The 18,442-nt window shown below is 34.4% G+C and carries 15 protein-coding genes; all 15 read left to right on the top strand.

Translation table 11 applies throughout. The annotated features are described in order from the left end of the window. Positions 1-174 precede the first annotated feature (174 nt). The 15 genes from OXQ85_RS10905 (at position 175) to OXQ85_RS10835 (ending at position 17,433) form a co-directional block, all read left to right on the top strand. Entirely contained in the window at positions 175-1,263 is a 1,089-nt protein-coding gene (locus OXQ85_RS10905; RefSeq protein WP_267404417.1) for a glycoside hydrolase family protein, read from the top strand. A 226-nt stretch (positions 1,264-1,489) separates the two neighbouring features. Then, complete coding sequence (locus OXQ85_RS10900) at positions 1,490-3,046, top strand: hypothetical protein (protein WP_267404415.1); 1,557 nt, start codon at positions 1,490-1,492, stop codon at positions 3,044-3,046. A 4-nt stretch (positions 3,047-3,050) separates the two neighbouring features. After that, positions 3,051-4,121: a formimidoylglutamase gene (locus tag OXQ85_RS10895; RefSeq protein ID WP_267404413.1), complete on the top strand. Its 1,071-nt coding sequence runs from the start codon at positions 3,051-3,053 to the stop codon at positions 4,119-4,121. Positions 4,122-4,124: 3 nt separating this feature from the next. Then, positions 4,125-5,126: a glycosyltransferase family 2 protein gene (locus tag OXQ85_RS10890; protein ID WP_267404411.1), complete on the top strand. Its 1,002-nt coding sequence runs from the start codon at positions 4,125-4,127 to the stop codon at positions 5,124-5,126. A gap of 98 nt (positions 5,127-5,224) precedes the next feature. Next, positions 5,225-6,352 carry an MraY family glycosyltransferase gene (locus tag OXQ85_RS10885; RefSeq protein ID WP_267404409.1) on the top strand — a complete coding sequence of 376 codons (1,128 nt, stop codon included), beginning with the start codon at positions 5,225-5,227 and terminating at the stop codon, positions 6,350-6,352. A gap of 31 nt (positions 6,353-6,383) precedes the next feature. Then, positions 6,384-7,277, top strand: coding sequence for a polysaccharide biosynthesis/export family protein (locus OXQ85_RS10880; RefSeq protein ID WP_267404407.1), 894 nt, complete (start codon positions 6,384-6,386; stop codon positions 7,275-7,277). Positions 7,278-7,279: 2 nt separating this feature from the next. Next, positions 7,280-9,772 (top strand): polysaccharide biosynthesis tyrosine autokinase, encoded by a 2,493-nt coding sequence (locus OXQ85_RS10875; protein ID WP_267404406.1) that lies wholly within the window; start codon positions 7,280-7,282, stop codon positions 9,770-9,772. 213 nt (positions 9,773-9,985) lie between these two features. After that, the gene (locus OXQ85_RS10870) at positions 9,986-10,879 is read left to right on the top strand and encodes a DUF6089 family protein (protein WP_267404405.1); all 894 of its coding nucleotides are present in this window, start codon (positions 9,986-9,988) and stop codon (positions 10,877-10,879) included. 6 nt (positions 10,880-10,885) lie between these two features. Beyond that, complete coding sequence (locus OXQ85_RS10865; protein WP_267404404.1) at positions 10,886-11,635, top strand: isoprenyl transferase; 750 nt, start codon at positions 10,886-10,888, stop codon at positions 11,633-11,635. Between the two features lie 27 nt (positions 11,636-11,662). After that, positions 11,663-14,200 carry an outer membrane protein assembly factor BamA gene (gene bamA / locus OXQ85_RS10860; protein WP_267404403.1) on the top strand — a complete coding sequence of 846 codons (2,538 nt, stop codon included), beginning with the start codon at positions 11,663-11,665 and terminating at the stop codon, positions 14,198-14,200. An 8-nt stretch (positions 14,201-14,208) separates the two neighbouring features. Continuing rightward, positions 14,209-14,760, top strand: coding sequence for an OmpH family outer membrane protein (locus OXQ85_RS10855; RefSeq protein WP_267404402.1), 552 nt, complete (start codon positions 14,209-14,211; stop codon positions 14,758-14,760). Between the two features lie 90 nt (positions 14,761-14,850). After that, entirely contained in the window at positions 14,851-15,321 is a 471-nt protein-coding gene (locus OXQ85_RS10850; protein WP_267404401.1) for an OmpH family outer membrane protein, read from the top strand. Positions 15,322-15,390: 69 nt separating this feature from the next. Beyond that, the gene (locus OXQ85_RS10845) at positions 15,391-15,876 is read left to right on the top strand and encodes an acyl-CoA thioesterase (RefSeq protein ID WP_267404399.1); all 486 of its coding nucleotides are present in this window, start codon (positions 15,391-15,393) and stop codon (positions 15,874-15,876) included. Next, positions 15,876-16,739: a dTDP-4-dehydrorhamnose reductase gene (rfbD, locus tag OXQ85_RS10840; RefSeq protein WP_267404397.1), complete on the top strand. Its 864-nt coding sequence runs from the start codon at positions 15,876-15,878 to the stop codon at positions 16,737-16,739. Before OXQ85_RS10845 ends, rfbD begins: the two co-directional genes overlap by 1 nt. 7 nt (positions 16,740-16,746) lie before the next feature. Next, positions 16,747-17,433, top strand: a complete 687-nt coding sequence (locus tag OXQ85_RS10835) for a hypothetical protein (RefSeq protein ID WP_267404395.1) — start codon at positions 16,747-16,749, stop codon at positions 17,431-17,433. Positions 17,434-18,442 lie beyond the last annotated feature (1,009 nt).

Raw genomic sequence — 18,442 nt, 5'->3', positions numbered from 1 at the left:
TGTTATTCCCGTAGGGTGTATAGAAGATAGCAAGAAAATATTTTAGCCTAGATCCTTCCAGGATGACAAACTGTGTGAAATTAAAAAGAAAAGTATAATTAGTAAAAACTAAACCTGATGGCGCAGGACACTGCTTGAATACATTTCATCTAAATTAGTCATCAAACAAATAAGATGAGTAATCACAAACCTTTCACCCGCAAAGAATTTCTGCAAACTTCAGCTTTAGGCATTGCTGCTGTATTTTTAGGATCGTCATTTACAAGCTTGATGTCTTCGGATGAAAAGCCTTATTTCAATTTAAAACCAATCGGAAGGTCATTGGCTGTGGAAGGATATTACATTTGGTGCAGTTCTCCGATTTGGGGTGAAGACGGGAAAGTACATCTTTTTTATTCCCGATGGAAAAAAGAAAAAGGAATGGGAGGTTGGCTCAACGGTTCTGAAATTTGTCGTGCGGAAGCCGATTCTCCTTTTGACGAATTTCAACATAAACAAGTTGTTCTTGCGCCGAGAGGTGAAGGTTTTTGGGATGCAACAACTTGTCATAATCCTTTAATTAAAAAAGTAGGTAAAGATTATCTGCTTTTCTTCATGGGGACTTCCAACGGAAAAACAAATACGAAAAGAATTGGTTTGGCAACTTCGAAAAGTTTGGATGGAGAATGGAAAAGACCGGATGGGCCATTGCTTCTTCCTGGAAAAGAAGGTGCTTGGGACGATCATTGTACCACGAATCCCGCTTTTGTAAAAGGAAATGACGGAAAATATTGGCTGTTTTATAAATCATGGAACACGCATGAATATGAAACTCAAAAAGGGCCAATTCGGGGAAATAGAAAATATGGTTTGGCAAAATCCATTTCTCCGTTTGGACCTTACGAAAAAGTTTCAGAAAATCCTGTGATTGATTTTTCATCATTACCCAATAATGCACAGTTGGAAGATGCATTTGTATGGAAACAAAAAGGAAAATATCACATGATTGCCCGCGATATGGGATTTTTTAATCATGAATATGGTTTACACTTAACTTCAAAAAACGGACTTCAGTGGTCGAAACCAGAAATCGCTTATTTGAATATGAAAAGTTATATTAATGAATCAACTCCGCCGAAAAATTTAAACCGATTCGGAAGATTAGAACGACCAATGATTTTGCTTGATAAAGACGGTGAAACACCAAGATTTTTATTCGGAGCCACACAGGGCGGAAAATATGATACTTCTACAACTTTTGTTTTTGAGATTTTGAAATCTTAGATACAGCACAACTTTGTCAAAGTTTTAATCTTTGACAAAGTTAATCAAGGTTAATACAACGAAGCCATTAACAATCGCTCTTTTATGCTTGATAAGTAATTTAATTTTAATATTTTTGATTCCCATAAGAGGAAACGAAAGAATGGAGTTTGGCGATTGTATCAATTCACCGAAAATTTTCAACACAGAAAATAAAAACATTCTTTTTTTTCAATAAATGAAAAAGATGAAAAAAAAGGTATTACTTTTCGCAGTATTTCTCGTACTGGGAATTTTGATTGTTTACAGCATACAATCGGTGACAGGATTTGCAGGAAGATTTATTTATCCGTTGGATGACAGCTACATCCACCTTTCGATGGCAAAAAGTTTTGCAGAATCGGGAGTTTGGGGAATCACAAAACACGAGTTTTCTTCCACCACTTCGTCTCCTTTTTTTACTTTTTTATTATCAGTTTTAATTAAATTATTCGGAGACTGGGAATATATTCCGTTGGTGGCGAATATGGTTGCCGGGACTGCATTATTATTGGTTTTGCATCAATATTTAAAAAGATATTCTTTAGTAACGTATGCTGTTGTATTACTAGGAGTAGTTTTTCTGATGCCTTTGCATTTGATGATTATCTCAGGAATGGAGCACGTTTTCCATACTTTGACGATGGTGTTCATCTTACTTTTTTTCAGAGAATATCTGGAAAAAGGAAATATGAGAAGCTTCGTGGCATTGATTTTATTTTCCATCTTGGCGACAGGTTTCAGATACGAAAGTTTATTTTTTATCATTTTTATATGCGCTTATCTTTTCTTTATTAAAAAAGATTTTGTCAAAAGCATTCTCTTAGGGCTTTTCTCTTTATTGCCTGTGATAATTTATGGTTTGATTTCCCTGCAACAGGGCTCATTCTTTTTACCAAATTCATTGATTTTAAAAGGAAACACTTTCAGCGGACTTGGTGGATTTTTATTAAGAATTGCCGGAAATGTCTATCGCGGATTATCTGTGGTAATTTTAGTTTTAATTTTATTGGTTCAAATTTTTATCACTTCCAAAAAAGAAAATTCTTTCCTTGATAAAATTAAAAAAAATGCTATGGCATTGGTTGTTTTAGGCGGATTTTCCATTCATGTATTATTTGCGAATTTTGGTTGGCTGATTCGTTATGAAGCTTATTTGGTCGTTTTGGTTTTATTGGCGATTGCTGCGTTTTTAGAAACCGTTTTCGAAAATAAAAAACAGATGAAAATTGTTTTCGCAGGGATCATTTTGCTGTTTGCGACCTCATTTTACATTCGTTTTGTGAAAATGTTGAATTATCAGACAGTTGCCTCTAAAAATATTTATGATCAGCAGATTCAGCTGGCAGATTTTCTTCATCAATATTACAGAAATTCAAAAGTGGTGGCAAATGATATTGGTGCCATTGCTTATTTCAACAATATTCATTTGTTAGATACATTTGGTTTGGGAAGTATAGAAGTGGCCAAACTTCGCAAAAACGATCATGCTAAATTTGTTAAAAATCAGCCATTAGAAAATTACATCAAAAAAACGGCAATTAACGATCATTTCGAGTTGGCGATTGTTTATGAAGATTGGGCGCACATGCCGGAAGATTTTACCAAAGTAGGAACGCTTTCTATTCAGAATAACTATATTTGCGGAGGTCCTACTGTTACTTTTTATGCGATAAAAAAACAGGATGCGGACAAGCTTAGAGCTCAATTAACCGAGTTTTCTAAGCAAATACCTAACGATGTTTCTATAAAAATTGTAAAGTAAGAGAATGGATTTTGAAGATTTTATCATTTCACCAAGAAATTTCAAAACTGAAAGCTGGCAGATTGGTAGCAGAATTTCGAAACATATAAAGGAAGACAGTATTGTGCTTCTCTTTGTTTCGGATTACAGAGGGGCAAATGGCGATGCAGAAGTGCAGGATTTTACAGGCATCAGAAAAGAATTTTACAAACTTTCACAGCTGGATTTTGAAATTCCTATTGTGGATTTAGGAGATTTGGTTTCGGGAAAATCTGTTCAGGATTCTCACTATATTTTGCAGGAAGTGTTGTCGGCTTGTCATTACAAAAGAGCAATTCCGGTGGTGATTGGCGGTTCTAATGATTTTGCTTTTTCGCTTTTTTCAGCGTTAAATTTTCATACGAAAAGTATTAATTATACTCAGATCAGCAATATTATTTCGCTTCAGCAAGGCGAAGCAATCAACGAACACACTTTTTTAAGTAAAATGTTTGGGTCGAAAAGTTTTGCCATCAAAAATTATCATCATTTAGGGTATCAAAAGCATTTAAATGAAATTGATTCTGTAAGATTGATTAAAGAAGTCCAGTTTGATATCATCCGTTTGGCAGAAATGATGAATTCTACCGAAAAAACAGAGCCTTTCTTCCGAAAAGCAGATCTGGTAACGGTAAATTGTGACGCCATTGAAAGTTTCAGCGAGCCTTTTTCTATGAATCCACAAGTAAATGGCTTGAACCGAAGAGAAGTTTGCGCTTATATGAAAGAAATTGGCTTAAGCGAAAATTTAAAATCTGTAGGTATTTTTAATTATAATATTTATTCTGAAAATCAATTAAATCATCAGCTTTTAGCACAAATGATCTGGTATTTGATAGAAGGCATCAATATTCAGCAATCTCATCCGAAAGAAAGACATTACGAGATTTTTTATGTTTTGGTGGATGAAAGGCAGTATGCCTTCAAACGCGATACGTTCAGCAATCTTTGGTATTTTGGTGATGATGAAAATATAGAAAATTGCATTCCTTGTTCGAGGAAAGATTTTGATGAAGCCAAAAAAGGTTGGCTCAACGCACGACTGACGAAAATTTAATGTATGACAAACGTTCCCTCAAAAGTTTCCATCATTGTTCCCGTTTATAATGTCGAAAATTATTTGGCAAAATGTCTTGATTCATTACTAAATCAGACACATCAAAATATAGAGATTTTGGTGGTAAATGACGGAAGTAAAGATAATTCTGAGCAAATTATTCAAGAATACGCTCAAAAGTATCCTGAAAAAATCAAACCATTCAATAAAGAAAATGGTGGATTGAGCGATGCCCGAAATTTCGGAATTGACAGAGCTACCGGAGATTATCTTGGTTTTGTAGATAGCGACGATTATGTAACACCAACGATGTTTGAAGAAATGGTGAATCTTGCTGAAAAACATCATTCTAAAATGGTGATCTGCAACATCCAAAAGGTTGATCAAAATGGAAATATAACTCAAAAGCTGATGCAAATACCGAACATGCCGGAGAAAATTGATTTGAATAAAAACTTTTCTGTTTTCTCGGATCTAAGTTATTTTGCGTGTAATAAATTATTCAAAAAAGAACTTTTTAGAGAAAAAAGATTTAAAAAAGGAGCTCATTTTGAAGATATTCAGTTAATTCCACAGCTTTTGCTTGAATGTGATGTAATTGCGCAGACGCAGAATTTTCATTATCAATATCTGGAGCGCACCGATTCTATCACAAAAACTCACACAGAAAGAGGTTTAGATATTTTAAAAGCCATTGAAGATGTGGAAATTGCTTTTAAAGATTCTCAATATTCAAATAAAAAATCGGAGCTGAAAAATTTTCAGATTTTTGAAGGAGTTTATTCCTTTTTAGCCTATCTGGCCTTTGTGAAAGATGAGGAGTTATTTTACAAAATGTCTGATAAATTGGATGATTTTCTAAAGCAAAGAGATATTAAAATTAAAGATATATTAAAGTATAGTCGTTTTGATAAAAATTATCTATTATATTTGCCTCTGAAAAAAAAGATATTTTATCTATTGTTTTTTGCAGGGCAGAAAAAATTGATAAAAAAAATAATTTAACACAAATGTAAGTACTATTGTTTCGGTTTCTTTAGAATCTTAACAACGAAGATTTTATTATCTATGGTATTTTAAACACGTACTTGATAAGAAAAAAAATGAAAAATTTTGAATTGTTCTTGCGCGAGATAGGTATTTCTATTTTCTATGTGAAAATAGGGCTTGGCTTTTTATTATCTTTTCTAATTACCTTTTTCTCGGTTCCCACAATTATAAAGATCTCCCGAAGAAAAAATCTGATGGATGAACCTGGTGTCAGAAGTTCTCACATCAGAAAAATCCCTAATTTAGGCGGAATTGCCATATTTTATTCCATAGGAATCTGTACTTCTATTTTTGCTTACGAACTTTTTGATCTGTATAAATTTCTTTTTGCCTCGTTGGTAATTCTTCTATACATTGGTGTGATGGATGATATTGTGGTGATGAGGGCTTACAAAAAGCTGGTGGCACAAATTGTTGTTTCTGCAATTATCGTCATTGGTTCGGATATCAGAATAAGAAACCTTTTCGGGATTTTCGGTATATATCAAATGGCGTATTGGATCAGCGCTATCTTTAGTATTGTAACGTTTATTATCCTAATTAATGCTTTTAATTTGATTGATGGAATTGATGGGCTGGCCGGTGGCTATTCTGTTATTTGCAGTGCTCTTTTTGGGATAAGCTATTATCGATTAGGGGAATATAACTATCCGTTGGTAGTTCTTTCCGTGATTATTATTGGGGCTGTGCTCGCCTTTTTATATTATAATTTGTCAAATTACAGAACCAATAAGATCTTTATGGGCGATACGGGATCTATGTTATTAGGTTTTTTATTGGCATTTACATCTATTTGTTTTATTGATATTTTTATAGATAAAGCACTTCCAAATATCCCAAGATATCACTTGCAATCTGCTCCGGCGGTAGCGGTTGCTATTTTAATTTTGCCTATTGTAGATACGTTGAATGTGATCTGTATAAGATTGTATAATAAAAAATCGCCTTTTGATGCAGATAAGAATCACATTCACCATAAATTATTAAAACTGAATTTAACGCATAGACGATCTAGCTTTTATATTATTTGTTATTATCTTTTTATAGTCGCTAGTGCGTATTATTTCAGACATTTAAATGTAAATCTATTATTATTTATTATACTTTTATTGGGCTTCGCGGGAGCTTATTTGCCTGATATTATTTATCTTTTCAAAAATAATAAGAAGACAACCAATTAAATTTTTACTTTTGCAAACAACGTTGAAAAATATGATGAAAAACCTAAAGTATTTATTTTTAGCAGCACCTTTTCTATTAACATCTTGTGTTACAACAAAAGATGTGAGGTATATGCAACCTAATGAATCCCTCGTTATTAATGAAGAAGGGCTTGTTCCTTATAATGTTCCTATTTACAGAATTACAAAAAATGATATTTTAAATCTTAATATTGTTACCACTCCCAAAGGAGATGCTGCACAGTTTTATTCTTCTTTGAATACTTCTGGAAGTAGTGTAGCACCGGGTAATAATAATGCTGCCGCAGGAGGTTCTGCAGGAGGCGGAGGAATTGGTGGAGGAATTGGTGGCGGTAATGGAGGCTCTAGAGGTGGAAATATTAATTTTTACTTTAATGGGCTAAAAGTTGATTCTAAAGGGGATATCAATGTTTTTGGAATTGGATATATCAAAGCTGAAGGGAGAACAATAGAAGATGTTACTCAGGAAATTCAGCAGAAAGTTAATGAAAACTTCCAGGAAGGTAAATCTGAGGTAAGATTAAATACAGACGGTATTACTTATTATATTTTAGGAGACGTTGAAACAACAGGTCTTACAGGTGAAAAGGTTGCCCACAAAAATACGCTTACTATCACTGAAGCTTTAGCCATTAACGGTGGTTTGAACAGAACTGTTGATAGAAAAAATATCGTTATCCACAGAAAATTGCCGGAAGGGGTGAAAATTGCGCAAATTGATCTTACCCGTGAAGATGTAATGAACTCTCCTTATTTTTATGTACAAAACGGAGACGAAATTTTATTAAATACCAGAGCTAAAAACTTGAACGGATTCGGAAAAGATCCTTCACAAACTTTAACAACAGTAGTTTCTTTAGTTTCAGCGGTGGCAACTGTTTATCTACTATTTAAAACGCTTTAATCATGATTCCAGGAAAAGACGCTACTGTAGAAAAAACGGAAGCCAAAGAAAAATACGGTTCTTTTGCTTTATTTGATATTGAACATTTTATAAGAAGAATTCTTAAAAACTGGTATTGGTTTGCATTCATGTTGCTGATAGGTTATGCTGTATCTTGGGTATATGGCAAATACTATGCACAGAATGTATATTCATCCAACCTTTCTTTAAGTGTTTCCAGCAATACGGCGAGTTATTTTACGCCAAGCCAGTCCATCAACTTCATTTGGGGACAAAATGGAAATCAGGATGGTATTTTCCTGAAAAAAATGTTGGTATCAAGATCTCACAACGAATTTTTGGTAAAAGAACTTGATCTTTTTGTAAACTATTCTACAAAAGGAGTGATAAAATCTACTTATCTGGACAAAGATGATTCTCCGGTTTTTTTACAAATCGATAAGAAGCATCTTCAGCAGGTAAATTATCCGATCACGCTTATTCCTAAGAGCGAAAATACATACGAAGTAGTTTTGCCGGAAGAAGGTCAGTCAACCAATTTATATAGTTATGAAGCAGAGGGATATCAAAGCATAAATCCTTTTTCAAGACCGGCTAATAAAATCATTAAAATAGGAGAATGGTATAATTCTCCGAATTTAAGGTTCAAACTAGTTCAGAATATGGTGACGCCAAAACTGAAACTAGACAATATTATTGTAACGTTAGGTACTGTAAACCAAACGGTAAACGATATCGTTTCTACAATTAATATTGAATTTGACAAGGAAATCGGAACGATCATGATTATCAGCAAAAAAGGCTTTAATCTTAATGGTACGGTGAATTTCCTGAACAAATCGGTAAATGAACTTCAAAAGAAAAGACTTCTTGACAAAAATACAGTTGATAAGAATACTGAAGATTATCTTCAGGGGAATCTAAATAATGTCAGAAAAAAGCTTGATTCTAGTGCTGCAGAGCTGAATTATTTGAAAACATCCGAAAAATTATATGATATTAAAGATAGAGATGAAAAATCTTTAACTAAAATTAAAGATCTTGAGGCTAAAAAAGCAGATCTTGAAAGCAAATTGGCTTCTTTAAATCAAATTAAAAGAAATCTTGAAACGCAGAATTTTGATAATATGATCAGTACAAATGCTGCCGGTTTCGAAGACGGATTGTTCAGTGCGTCTGTTACCGAGCTTAAAGCTTTGTACCTTAAAAGAAGGGAAATGGCTTCTATTTATAAGCCAAACTCTGAGCCGATGAAGGAAATCGATAGATTGATAAATGATGCTAAATATGCTTCTAACGGCTCTTTGAGAAATTATTACGCGAAATTCTACGAAGAGATTAATAAAATCAATACAGAGGTTTCAGAAGCTAATTCAGATTTAGTTGCATACCCTGAAAAGCAGAGAAAATATCTTGATGCTGAGAGAGGATATAATATGATTGAAGCTACCTACAATAGTTTATTGAGCAGACAAAACGAAACTCAGATGAGAATGGCTACCAATCAGTCTGATATTTCGGTAATTGACCCTGCTAAAAATGTAGGACAAGGCCCAATCGGACCGAATGTAAAGGCTACTAAGATGGGGATCTACGGAGGTTTATTATGTTTACCGCTGCTATTTATCCTAGTCGGAGAATTGCTAGACAATAAAATCAGAAACATTAAAGAATTGCTTAGCGCAACGAGAATTCCTTTGTTGGGAGTTATTGGTAACAATAATAATGAAAATATGCTTACTGTTTTGGAGCAGCCGAAGTCTTCAGTTTCGGAAGCATTCAGGGGAGTTCGAGCCAATGTGAGGTTCCTTTCAAATGAAAATGGTAAGAGTAAAGTGATTTTGGTGACATCTTCCATTGGTGGGGAAGGAAAGACTTATGTTTCTATCAACTTGGCTTCAGTACTTGGTTTGAGCGATAAAAGAACCATTTTGTTAGGGATGGACCTTAGAAAACCTAAGATTTTCGGAGATTTTAAAATTGATAATAAATACGGTATTTCGAATTACCTGACGGGTGAAGTAAGCATCGACCAGATTATCAACAAAACCAATATTCCGAATTTGGATGTGGCGACTTCAGGGCCAATTCCTCCAAATCCATCAGAATTATTGATGAGCCAGAGAAATATTAAGTTCATCGAAGAGCTTAAAGAGATCTATGATTTTATTATTATCGACTCGCCGCCGGTAGGTTTGGTTGCCGATTCTTATGAATTAATGAAATATTCGGATGCCAATATTTACGTTGTTCGTCACGAATACACAGAAAAATACATGTTGAAAATGATTACAGAAAAGTATCATAACAACGAAATCGAGCATCTTGGGCTTGTTTACAACGATTATAATACGAAGCAGGGATATGGCTACGGATATGGTTATGGCTACGGTTATGGCTATGGTTATGGCTATTTTGATGAAGATAAGAATTATAAAGAACCATTCCTGATAAGAATCAGAAATAGAGTACAAACGCTCTTAGGCAGAAAATAAAAAGCACAAGCCCTCATTTAATGGGGGTTTGTTTTATACAGAGTATATGATTTCTATTAAAAAAAGAATATTTTTGCTACTTTGTCGTTTACTTTATAACAAATTATGTTTTTTTGTTTATTTTTAACTAAACATTAAGATTATCATTAATATAAAAATGTTTTATATTTGCAAAAATTAAATTTTAAAATAACCATAAATCCATATTCTTTTATGAATAGAAAATTATTGTTTAGCTTCCTTGCCGCATTAGGAACTGTGGTAAGTGTTAAAGCTCAAAGAAACGAACTAGGGGTTCGTCTAGGTATGAGTAACCTAGTTGGGGATATAGGAAAAACGAATTATCTTTTACAAAAGCCATTGGATTTAGGGAGAGCATCAGATTGGGGGGTGCCGTTTTATGGAGGTATATTATATCGATTTAATTTTAATCCCTATCAAACTGTAAGATTAGATCTTGGGTATAACCAGATTCAGTTTAGCGATAAAGTTGCTAAGGAAGATTATAGAAGACACAGAAACTCTTATGGAAAGAATGATGTGTACGAAGGAAGTTTGGTATTTGAATACAACTTCTTGCCGATAAATAATGAGCAGGTGAGCATGGTAAGCCCATATATTTTTGGAGGTATTGGTGCTTTGGTATATGATGCCCCAAAAGCTACGCTGAATCATGATTTTAGAAGAGATGCAGACGGGGTGGCACAGGCTCCGATTAATGAATTAGATTTTGTGACTACGGCACAATATTCTACAGGAACAAAAACAACCGTACATATTCCTTTTGGAGTAGGTTTAAAATATAAGTTTAACCATAATTGGGGAATTTTTGCGGAAGCAACATTTAGATATACACTTACAGATCAGTTAGATTATAGCACGATACTTTCTAAAGATGTAAAGTCTCACTATAATGCAGATATTATAAACCCTGCTACCAACGGATCTTTATTACAGTCGGGTGCTTATTACGTTGTTTCTAAAGAAAGAGAAGCTGAATTTACAAATGGAAGAAACGTTGGAGACAGTAATTCCAAAGATTGGATAAATACTCTTAGCTTAGGGTTAACTTATTCTTTCGGAAGACCTCCGTGTTATTGTGATTAATTAAATATGTCGTTGATTAAAGATAAAATAAATTCTGAGAATTTACCAAAACATGTAGCCATCATTATGGATGGCAACGGAAGATGGGCAAAGTCTCGTGGCGAAGAAAGAACTTTCGGTCACAAGAATGCCATTAATGCAGTAAGAAATGCCATTAATGCTTGTAATGAAATTGATATTCCGTATCTGACTCTTTATACCTTTTCTTCGGAAAACTGGAGTCGACCTGCTGAAGAAGTAAACACACTAATGAGTTTGCTGGTGGAAACACTATTGTTGGAAGCAGAGGAGATCTTCAGCAAAGGGCTAAGAATGCATGTGATTGGTAACTTAGAAAAATTACCTACGCTGGTAAGAGAACAATTATTACGCGTGGTAGAACTTACAAAAGAAAACACAAAAGGCAATTTGGTGTTAGCAATTAGCTATGGCTCACAAAATGAGATACTGAATGCCGTAAAAAATATAAGTTCTGATGTGAAAGAAGGCAAGGTGGATGTAGAAAATATAGATGAAAAATTATTTGAAAGCTATCTTTATACAAAAGATTTTCCTCCTGTTGATCTACTTATCAGAACAAGTGGTGAAGTTAGAATCAGCAATTTCCTACTTTGGCAAATCGCTTACGCTGAACTGCAGTTTTTAGATGTTCTATGGCCGGATTTCAGTAAGGATATTTTCTTCCAATGTATTGTAAACTATCAAAACAAAGAAAGAAGATACGGCCTTACCGGTGAACAAGTAAAAATCCAATAATTTTAAGAAAAGAAAGACTACGATAAAATGAAGTTTAGACTATTACCCATCGTTATGTTTGCTGCTTCTGCACATTTCTATGGACAGGCAACGCCACAAGACAGCACAAAAGTAAATAATGCTGCTGTACACGCAGATAGCCAAACAGGAACTTATGTTCTTAAGGACATTGTTGTAGATGGGGTGAAAAAATACACACCGGCGCAAATCTTAAGATTTACAGGTTTATCTAAAGGAGAAAGTGTAGATATTCCCGGGCAAAAAATCAGCAATGCTGTAAAAAAACTTTGGGATACTCAGTCTTTTTCGGAAGTAGAGGTGTATGTGCAAAGTATTGAAGGCGAAACGATCGTGCTGAGATTCTATCTTCAGGATTTGAAAGAACTTGGAGAAGTGAAGTTTACCGGAAAAGGTATCGGTAAATCTAAAAACGAAAAACTTGCAAAAGATAATAATTTAAAGCCTGGAACTAAAATTACTCAAAACTTAGTTTCAAGCCTTAAAACAAATATTCCTAAAGATTACGTAAAGAAAGGTTTTGCAGATGCTAAGATCACCATTCAGGATAAAGTGAATGCAGGAGATCCTAACTTGGTAGACTGGACGATTAACGTAGAAAAAGGAAAAAGAGTAAAAATCGATCATATCGAGTTTGAAGGTAACGATAATGTTACAGACAGAAAGCTTAGAAACAAAGCTTTCAAAGAAACTAAACAAAAAAGATTCGGTATTGGCGGTATCCTGAAGTCTTCAAAATTCATTGAAGATAAATATCAGGAAGACAAGCAAAACTTAATCAATTACTATAACTCTTTGGGTTACAGAGATGCGATTGTTGTTTCAGATTCTGTTTGGAGAAACAAGAGAAACAATTATGAAATCAATGTTAAACTAAAAGAAGGAAAACAATATTACATTGGTGATGTAACATTTACAGGTAACACTGTTTTCTCTACAGAATATTTACAAAGACTTTTAGGATATAAGAAAGGTGATATTTACGATGCAGTAGGATTCAACAAAAAAGTTGGTGAAGATGGTGGTAAAGAAGATGATTCTGATATCAAATCTATCTACATGAACAACGGTTACCTTTTCTCAAACGTAACGCCGGTTGAAAAATCTGTAGACGGAGATAAAATTAATCTTGAGATCCGTATTACTGAAGGTGAAAAAGCAACTTGGAACAAAGTAACTTGGCAAGGTAACGTAACTACGCATGACCACGTTATCCTTAGAGCTTTGAGAACAAAGCCAGGAAGTCTTTTTGCTAAAAGTGATATTAAAAGAACATACTTTGATTTAGCAGGTATGCAGTTCTTCGATCCACAACAGGTAGGTCAGGACATTCAGCCAAATCAGCAGGATAATACGGTAGATATCAACTGGAAATTGGTAGAGAAAGGTTCTTCTCAGGTTCAGTTGCAGGCAGGTTACGGTGGTAACAGTTTCATCGGTACTTTGGGATTAACGTTCAACAACTTCTCGTTAAGAAATTTCTTGAAGTTTAAAGATTTCAAGCCAGTTCCTCAAGGTGATGGTCAAACATTATCGATTCAGGCGCAAGCTGGTCAGTATTTCCAAAACTATGGGGTGTCTTTCACAGAACCTTGGTTATTCGGAACAAGACCTACGGCACTTTCTGTAAGTTTGAACAACTCAAGAGTAAAATATTCTGATGTTTACGGAAATTCTCAGAAATTAAATATCTTCTCGGCATCAGTTGGTCTAAACAGATTATTGAAATGGCCGGATGATTATTTCTCATTATATACAGGTATTCAATATCAAAAGTATGATTTCCAGAATTATCCTTTTGAATTCGGAAATACGACTGAATATTACGGTACGGCAAACAACTTCAGTTTGAATGTAGGATTAAGCAGAAACTCGGCGGGTATAGATCCAATCTTCCCGACAACAGGTTCAAATATTGAACTTTCTGCTAAATTTACGCCTCCATATTCATTGTTTAGTAACAAAGATTACTCTACAATGAGTGCTACGGATAAGTATAAGTGGATGGAATTCTATAAAGTGAAGTTCAAAGCAGACGTTTATAACGAGATCATTGGTAAATTAGTACTAAGGTCTTCTGCTGAAATGGGCTTTATGGACGGATACAACAAAGAATTGGGAGCTCCGCCATTTGAAAGATTCTATGTAGGGGGTACTGGTTTATTCGGAGGTAGATTCGATGGTAGAGAACTTATTCCTTTAAGAGGTTACGAAAATGCTTCTACGTATGGTGGTGAAGCAGACGATATTACTCAAAAAGGAGGGGGTACAATCTATAACAGATTTACATTAGAATTAAGATACCCGATTTCTTTGAACCAAACAGCTAAAATCTACGCATTAACATTTGCTGAAGGTGGTAACGTTTGGAACTCGTGGGGTAATTATAATCCATTCCAGTTGAAAAGATCAATCGGTGTTGGTGTGAGGGTTTATATGGGAGCGTTTGGTTTGATCGGATTTGACTTTGCTTACGGATTTGATAAAACAATCAGTGGTCAGGTTTCAGGAAACAAGACGCACTTCTTAATGAACCAATCATTATAATCCATTATATGAAGAATTTTAAAATAGTTTTCACATTTGTACTACTTTTGCTTTTCGGTTTCGGAAACGCACAGAAAGTAGGCGTTGTAGATACGGAATATATCTTGGATAAACTTCCGCAGTACAAAGAGGCGGAAGCAAGATTAAATTCGCAAATCGATACTTGGCAGTCAGAATTGCAAAGTCTGCAGGCGGAGTATGATAAAAAAAGATCAGCTTTCGAAAACGAAAGAGTTTTATTGGTTGGCGAGCAACTTAAGCTAAGAGAAAAAGAGGTGATGGATTTGGATAAAAACATCAAAACCACTACCAGCTTACGTTTCGGAGCCACTGGTGAGATCAAAAAGCTAAGAACAAATTTAGTTCAGCCTTTTCAGGATCAAATTTGGGAGGCTATCAAAACGATGTCTGAAAAAAACGGATTGGGCATGGTTATTGATAAAACAACCACTAATGTAATTTTCCTACAGAAAAGATACGATTATACAGATAAAGTATTAGATATTTTGCTAAAAGGAAACGAGAAAAAGGAAAAAACTAATACAAAAGGGAAAAAGTAATTAACTTTTACCTAATTTTAAAATCTAAAAACAAATTAAATTATTTATTTACCAATTATGAAAAAATTAAGTGTATTATTTGGAGCTGCAATGATGGTTGTATCTGTAGGTATGGCGAAAGCACAAAAAGTAGCTACTTTAGACGTTGCAGGGGTACTAAATGTTATGCCTGAGAAAAAGAAAGCAGATGCTGATTTAAAAACTTTCTTAGATACTAAACAAGCTGAAATCAAGAAAAAAGCAGATGCTGGGCAAGCTAAACTAAAGCAATACTCTGAGGAAGCTCCTAAGAAAACTGCTGATGAGAACAAAGCTAGAGAAGGTGAATTAGCTAAAATGCAGGAAGAAATCCAACAAATGAACGATAAAGCTCAGAAGGATTTCGTTGCTAAGCAAGATGCAGCTTACGAACCAATCGAAAAGAAATTGAACGATGCAGTTTCTAAAGTGGCTAAAGCTAACGGATATGACTATATCATGGATGCAAACTCTTCTGCTTTCGTATTCAAAGGAGGTCCTGATGCTACTGCAGCTGTGAAAAAAGAACTAGGTGTTCAATAATTTTTAGAAATTAACAAACATTTATAAAATAACCATCTCCCTTCGAGGTGGTTTTTTTATTTTTGCACTATGGAAAAAGAAGTCTCAACTACGGTAAAAGTTCGTTTCAGCGATTGTGATCCGATAGGTCATTTAAATAATGTGAAATATCTGGATTATATGTTCAATGCCAGAGAAGATCATGTAGAAACGTTTTATGGCTTTACCTACGAAGAATATACAAAAAAAACGGGTTGCACTTGGATTGCGATTCAAAACGAAATAGCTTATCTAAAAGAAGTAAGATATAATACCCAGGTTGTCATCAGCAGCAAAACCATCGAAGTGGGAGATAGAACTGCGAAAGTGGAAATCTTAATGAAAAGTTTAGATGAAAAAACAATTCATGCGGTTTTATGGGTTACCGTTATTTATTTTAATATTAAAACCAGAAGATCGGAAGTTCATCCGCAAGATATCATCGAAACATTCGGTAAGTTTTATGTAGATTTGGAACAGAAAGATTTCCAGTCAAGAGTTAAATTTTTAAGAATTCAAAACGCAAAAAATTCATAATGAAGAAAATTTTAGTCATTGGAAGTAATGGTCAATTGGGAAACTGCATCAGAAAAATTGCTCCCGATTTTGAATTAGACTATGAGTTCATTTTTACAGATTCACAAACTTTAGATATTACCAACGAAGATCAGGTTAACGGATTTTTCTATGACAACAAACCCGATTTTTGCATCAATGCTTCAGCGTACACAGCAGTAGATTTAGCCGAAACCGAAAAAGAAAAAGCTTTTGCCGTAAATGCAGATGGAGTTGCTAATTTGGCAACTGCCTGTGTGGAATATAAAACAACGTTTATTCATGTTTCAACAGATTATGTTTTCGATGGTGAAACTAATTTGGATTATTCTGAGGATGATTTCACAAGTCCAATAGGAGTTTATGGTGAATCAAAACTAAAAGGTGAAGAGCTGGCGTTAGAAATCAATCCTAAAACTATTATTTTAAGAACGTCTTGGCTGTATTCTGAATTCAACAAAAACTTTGTGAAGACGATGCTGAATCTGTTTTCGCAAAAAAACGAGTTAGGAATTGTTGCCGATCAGTTTGGTCAGCCTACAAATGCCAACGATTTAGCTGAAGCGATCATGGAGATTATTAAATCTGAAAATAAAATGTTTGGTGTTTTCCATTTTTCAAACTATCCTGAAACCACTTGGTTTGATTTTGCTAAAAAAATCGCTGAATTCTCAAAATCTTCAGTTAAATTGAATGCTTTAACAACAGAGCAGTATCCAACTCCGGCAAAAAGACCGAAAAGAAGTACGATGTCTTTAGATAAAATCGAGGAAATCTACAAAATAGAACCAAAACATTGGGAAAATAGCTTGGAAGAATGTGTTGAGATCCTTTCAAAACAATAAATAAAGAATGAAAAATTTAATTATCATCGTTTTTGCGGTTTTTGCTCAGCTTTTTCATGCTCAAAATGTGTACATGACGAAAGTTGCCAAAACCCATGACAACACAGATAAGTTTTTATACAAAATAAATGAAGAGATTAAAGATGCCGAATATTTGGGAGAAGTCGAAGTGCAAGGTTTCTCTAAATACGATGCGGAAATTTTTTCATTAATTTATAAGAAAGCAAAGGAAATCGGAGCAAATACTTTTGCATTTAAACCTTTTGAAAACGTAGACGATTCACCTGTAACATTCAATCCGGCAAATTATGTACTGAATTTATATTATTTGCCAAAGGAAAAATTGGAAGATCAAACAGGAAATCTGTATTTATTTGCTTCTGCAGATAAAGATCAGAAAATAAGCATCAATAAAAAAGATTATACTTTAGCTCCACGAACTTATTTGAAGCTAAAAACAGTTCCCGGAGAAATTTATACCATTTCGACCAAGAAATTATTAGGTTCTACGATCAAGTTACAACCTAAGTCGGGAGAACAAAATCAATATTTTCAGATTTCTTCCACCAAAATAAAGTCCGACGAAAGCGGAGTAGGAGGATTAAACCTCAAAAGTGGCGACATCATCGGACTCGAAAAATCCTACGCAGAATTTTTAAGCACGATATATACAAAAGATAAGCAGAGTAATTAATCTCTGCTTTTTTTATATGTCCTTGCGAGGAGCGTAGCAACGAAGCAATCTCAAAACCCTTCAACCCTTACATTCTCCAACTCTCAAGCACTCTAACACTCCCACTCTCTGACTTTTTTTCAGTAGCTTTATCCCGCTCTCCATTATATCTTTTTTGTTGCGGTCTGCGCTTCGCTCCGCCCGCCACAAAAAAGGATGTCATTTCTATCGGGGCTAGGGAAGTTGTCCTTCCGCACTATTAACACGATATTATTTAAAAGAGTGCCACCTTCATAAAAATTCTCCTCCAGAGGAGGAGTGTCAAAAATTCGTAGAATTTTTGACGAGGTGGTTTATTTGAAGACGATTCAACAATATCCCATCTATATGATAATCCCCATCATTCACGTACTACATCCATTCATCTCCACTCAAACCTCATAACTTTCCAAAACCTAAGAGGTTTCACTTTATCCCTCAAAAATCCCTATAACGCTCAGATTCTCTAACTCTTATACCCTCAAACTTAAACCACTCAAAACCTGCTACCCGCTATCTCTTACCTAATCCCTAAACATTCGTTTAAAATTAATCTCCCGCGTAATCAGCTAATTAAGTTTAAATATTAATTAAAAATGAACATTATGTTAAATAAATTAGGATTGTATAATGTAAAGATTCTATCTTTGCCCCACTGAAAACGAGAGGAAGTAGGAAGCGCAGATAGGCCTTAAGAAGGCAGATAACAACACACACTTTTAGATAAGAACCCATCCAATCAAACAAAGTTTTATTTAAAACAATTGCAAAATTAAATTAGATAAAAAGCTTGCGAGATTAGAAAAAGTTTGTATCTTTGCAGTCCGGTAAAACGGGGAGCAGGAGTGAGATTGATTAAGTGGAATAAGGAAATTAAGGTCATCAAAAAACTTTAAAAATTCTTTCAAAAACATTTGGTCAATTAGAAATAAGTTATTACTTTTGCACACGCAAATACGGAGCGAAACTGACAGAAAAGTAGCTGCGTTAG

The sequence above is a fragment of the Chryseobacterium sp. GM_Chr_2 genome, from assembly GCF_026540445.1.
Lineage (GTDB): Bacteria > Bacteroidota > Bacteroidia > Flavobacteriales > Weeksellaceae > Chryseobacterium.
This window is presented reverse-complemented; position numbering and strand designations above follow the sequence as displayed.

Excerpts from the sequence above, each read along its gene's own strand:
- OXQ85_RS10905 (WP_267404417.1), top strand. The coding sequence starts at position 175 with ATGAGTAATCACAAACCTTTCACCCGCAAAGAATTTCTGCAAACTTCA.
- OXQ85_RS10900 (WP_267404415.1), top strand. The coding sequence starts at position 1,490 with ATGAAAAAAAAGGTATTACTTTTCGCAGTATTTCTCGTACTGGGAATT.
- OXQ85_RS10895 (WP_267404413.1), top strand. The coding sequence starts at position 3,051 with ATGGATTTTGAAGATTTTATCATTTCACCAAGAAATTTCAAAACTGAA.
- OXQ85_RS10890 (WP_267404411.1), top strand. The coding sequence starts at position 4,125 with ATGACAAACGTTCCCTCAAAAGTTTCCATCATTGTTCCCGTTTATAAT.
- OXQ85_RS10885 (WP_267404409.1), top strand. The coding sequence starts at position 5,225 with ATGAAAAATTTTGAATTGTTCTTGCGCGAGATAGGTATTTCTATTTTC.
- OXQ85_RS10880 (WP_267404407.1), top strand. The coding sequence starts at position 6,384 with ATGATGAAAAACCTAAAGTATTTATTTTTAGCAGCACCTTTTCTATTA.
- OXQ85_RS10875 (WP_267404406.1), top strand. The coding sequence starts at position 7,280 with ATGATTCCAGGAAAAGACGCTACTGTAGAAAAAACGGAAGCCAAAGAA.
- OXQ85_RS10870 (WP_267404405.1), top strand. The coding sequence starts at position 9,986 with ATGAATAGAAAATTATTGTTTAGCTTCCTTGCCGCATTAGGAACTGTG.
- OXQ85_RS10865 (WP_267404404.1), top strand. The coding sequence starts at position 10,886 with ATGTCGTTGATTAAAGATAAAATAAATTCTGAGAATTTACCAAAACAT.
- bamA (WP_267404403.1), top strand. The coding sequence starts at position 11,663 with ATGAAGTTTAGACTATTACCCATCGTTATGTTTGCTGCTTCTGCACAT.
- OXQ85_RS10855 (WP_267404402.1), top strand. The coding sequence starts at position 14,209 with ATGAAGAATTTTAAAATAGTTTTCACATTTGTACTACTTTTGCTTTTC.
- OXQ85_RS10850 (WP_267404401.1), top strand. The coding sequence starts at position 14,851 with ATGATGGTTGTATCTGTAGGTATGGCGAAAGCACAAAAAGTAGCTACT.
- OXQ85_RS10845 (WP_267404399.1), top strand. The coding sequence starts at position 15,391 with ATGGAAAAAGAAGTCTCAACTACGGTAAAAGTTCGTTTCAGCGATTGT.
- rfbD (WP_267404397.1), top strand. The coding sequence starts at position 15,876 with ATGAAGAAAATTTTAGTCATTGGAAGTAATGGTCAATTGGGAAACTGC.
- OXQ85_RS10835 (WP_267404395.1), top strand. The coding sequence starts at position 16,747 with ATGAAAAATTTAATTATCATCGTTTTTGCGGTTTTTGCTCAGCTTTTT.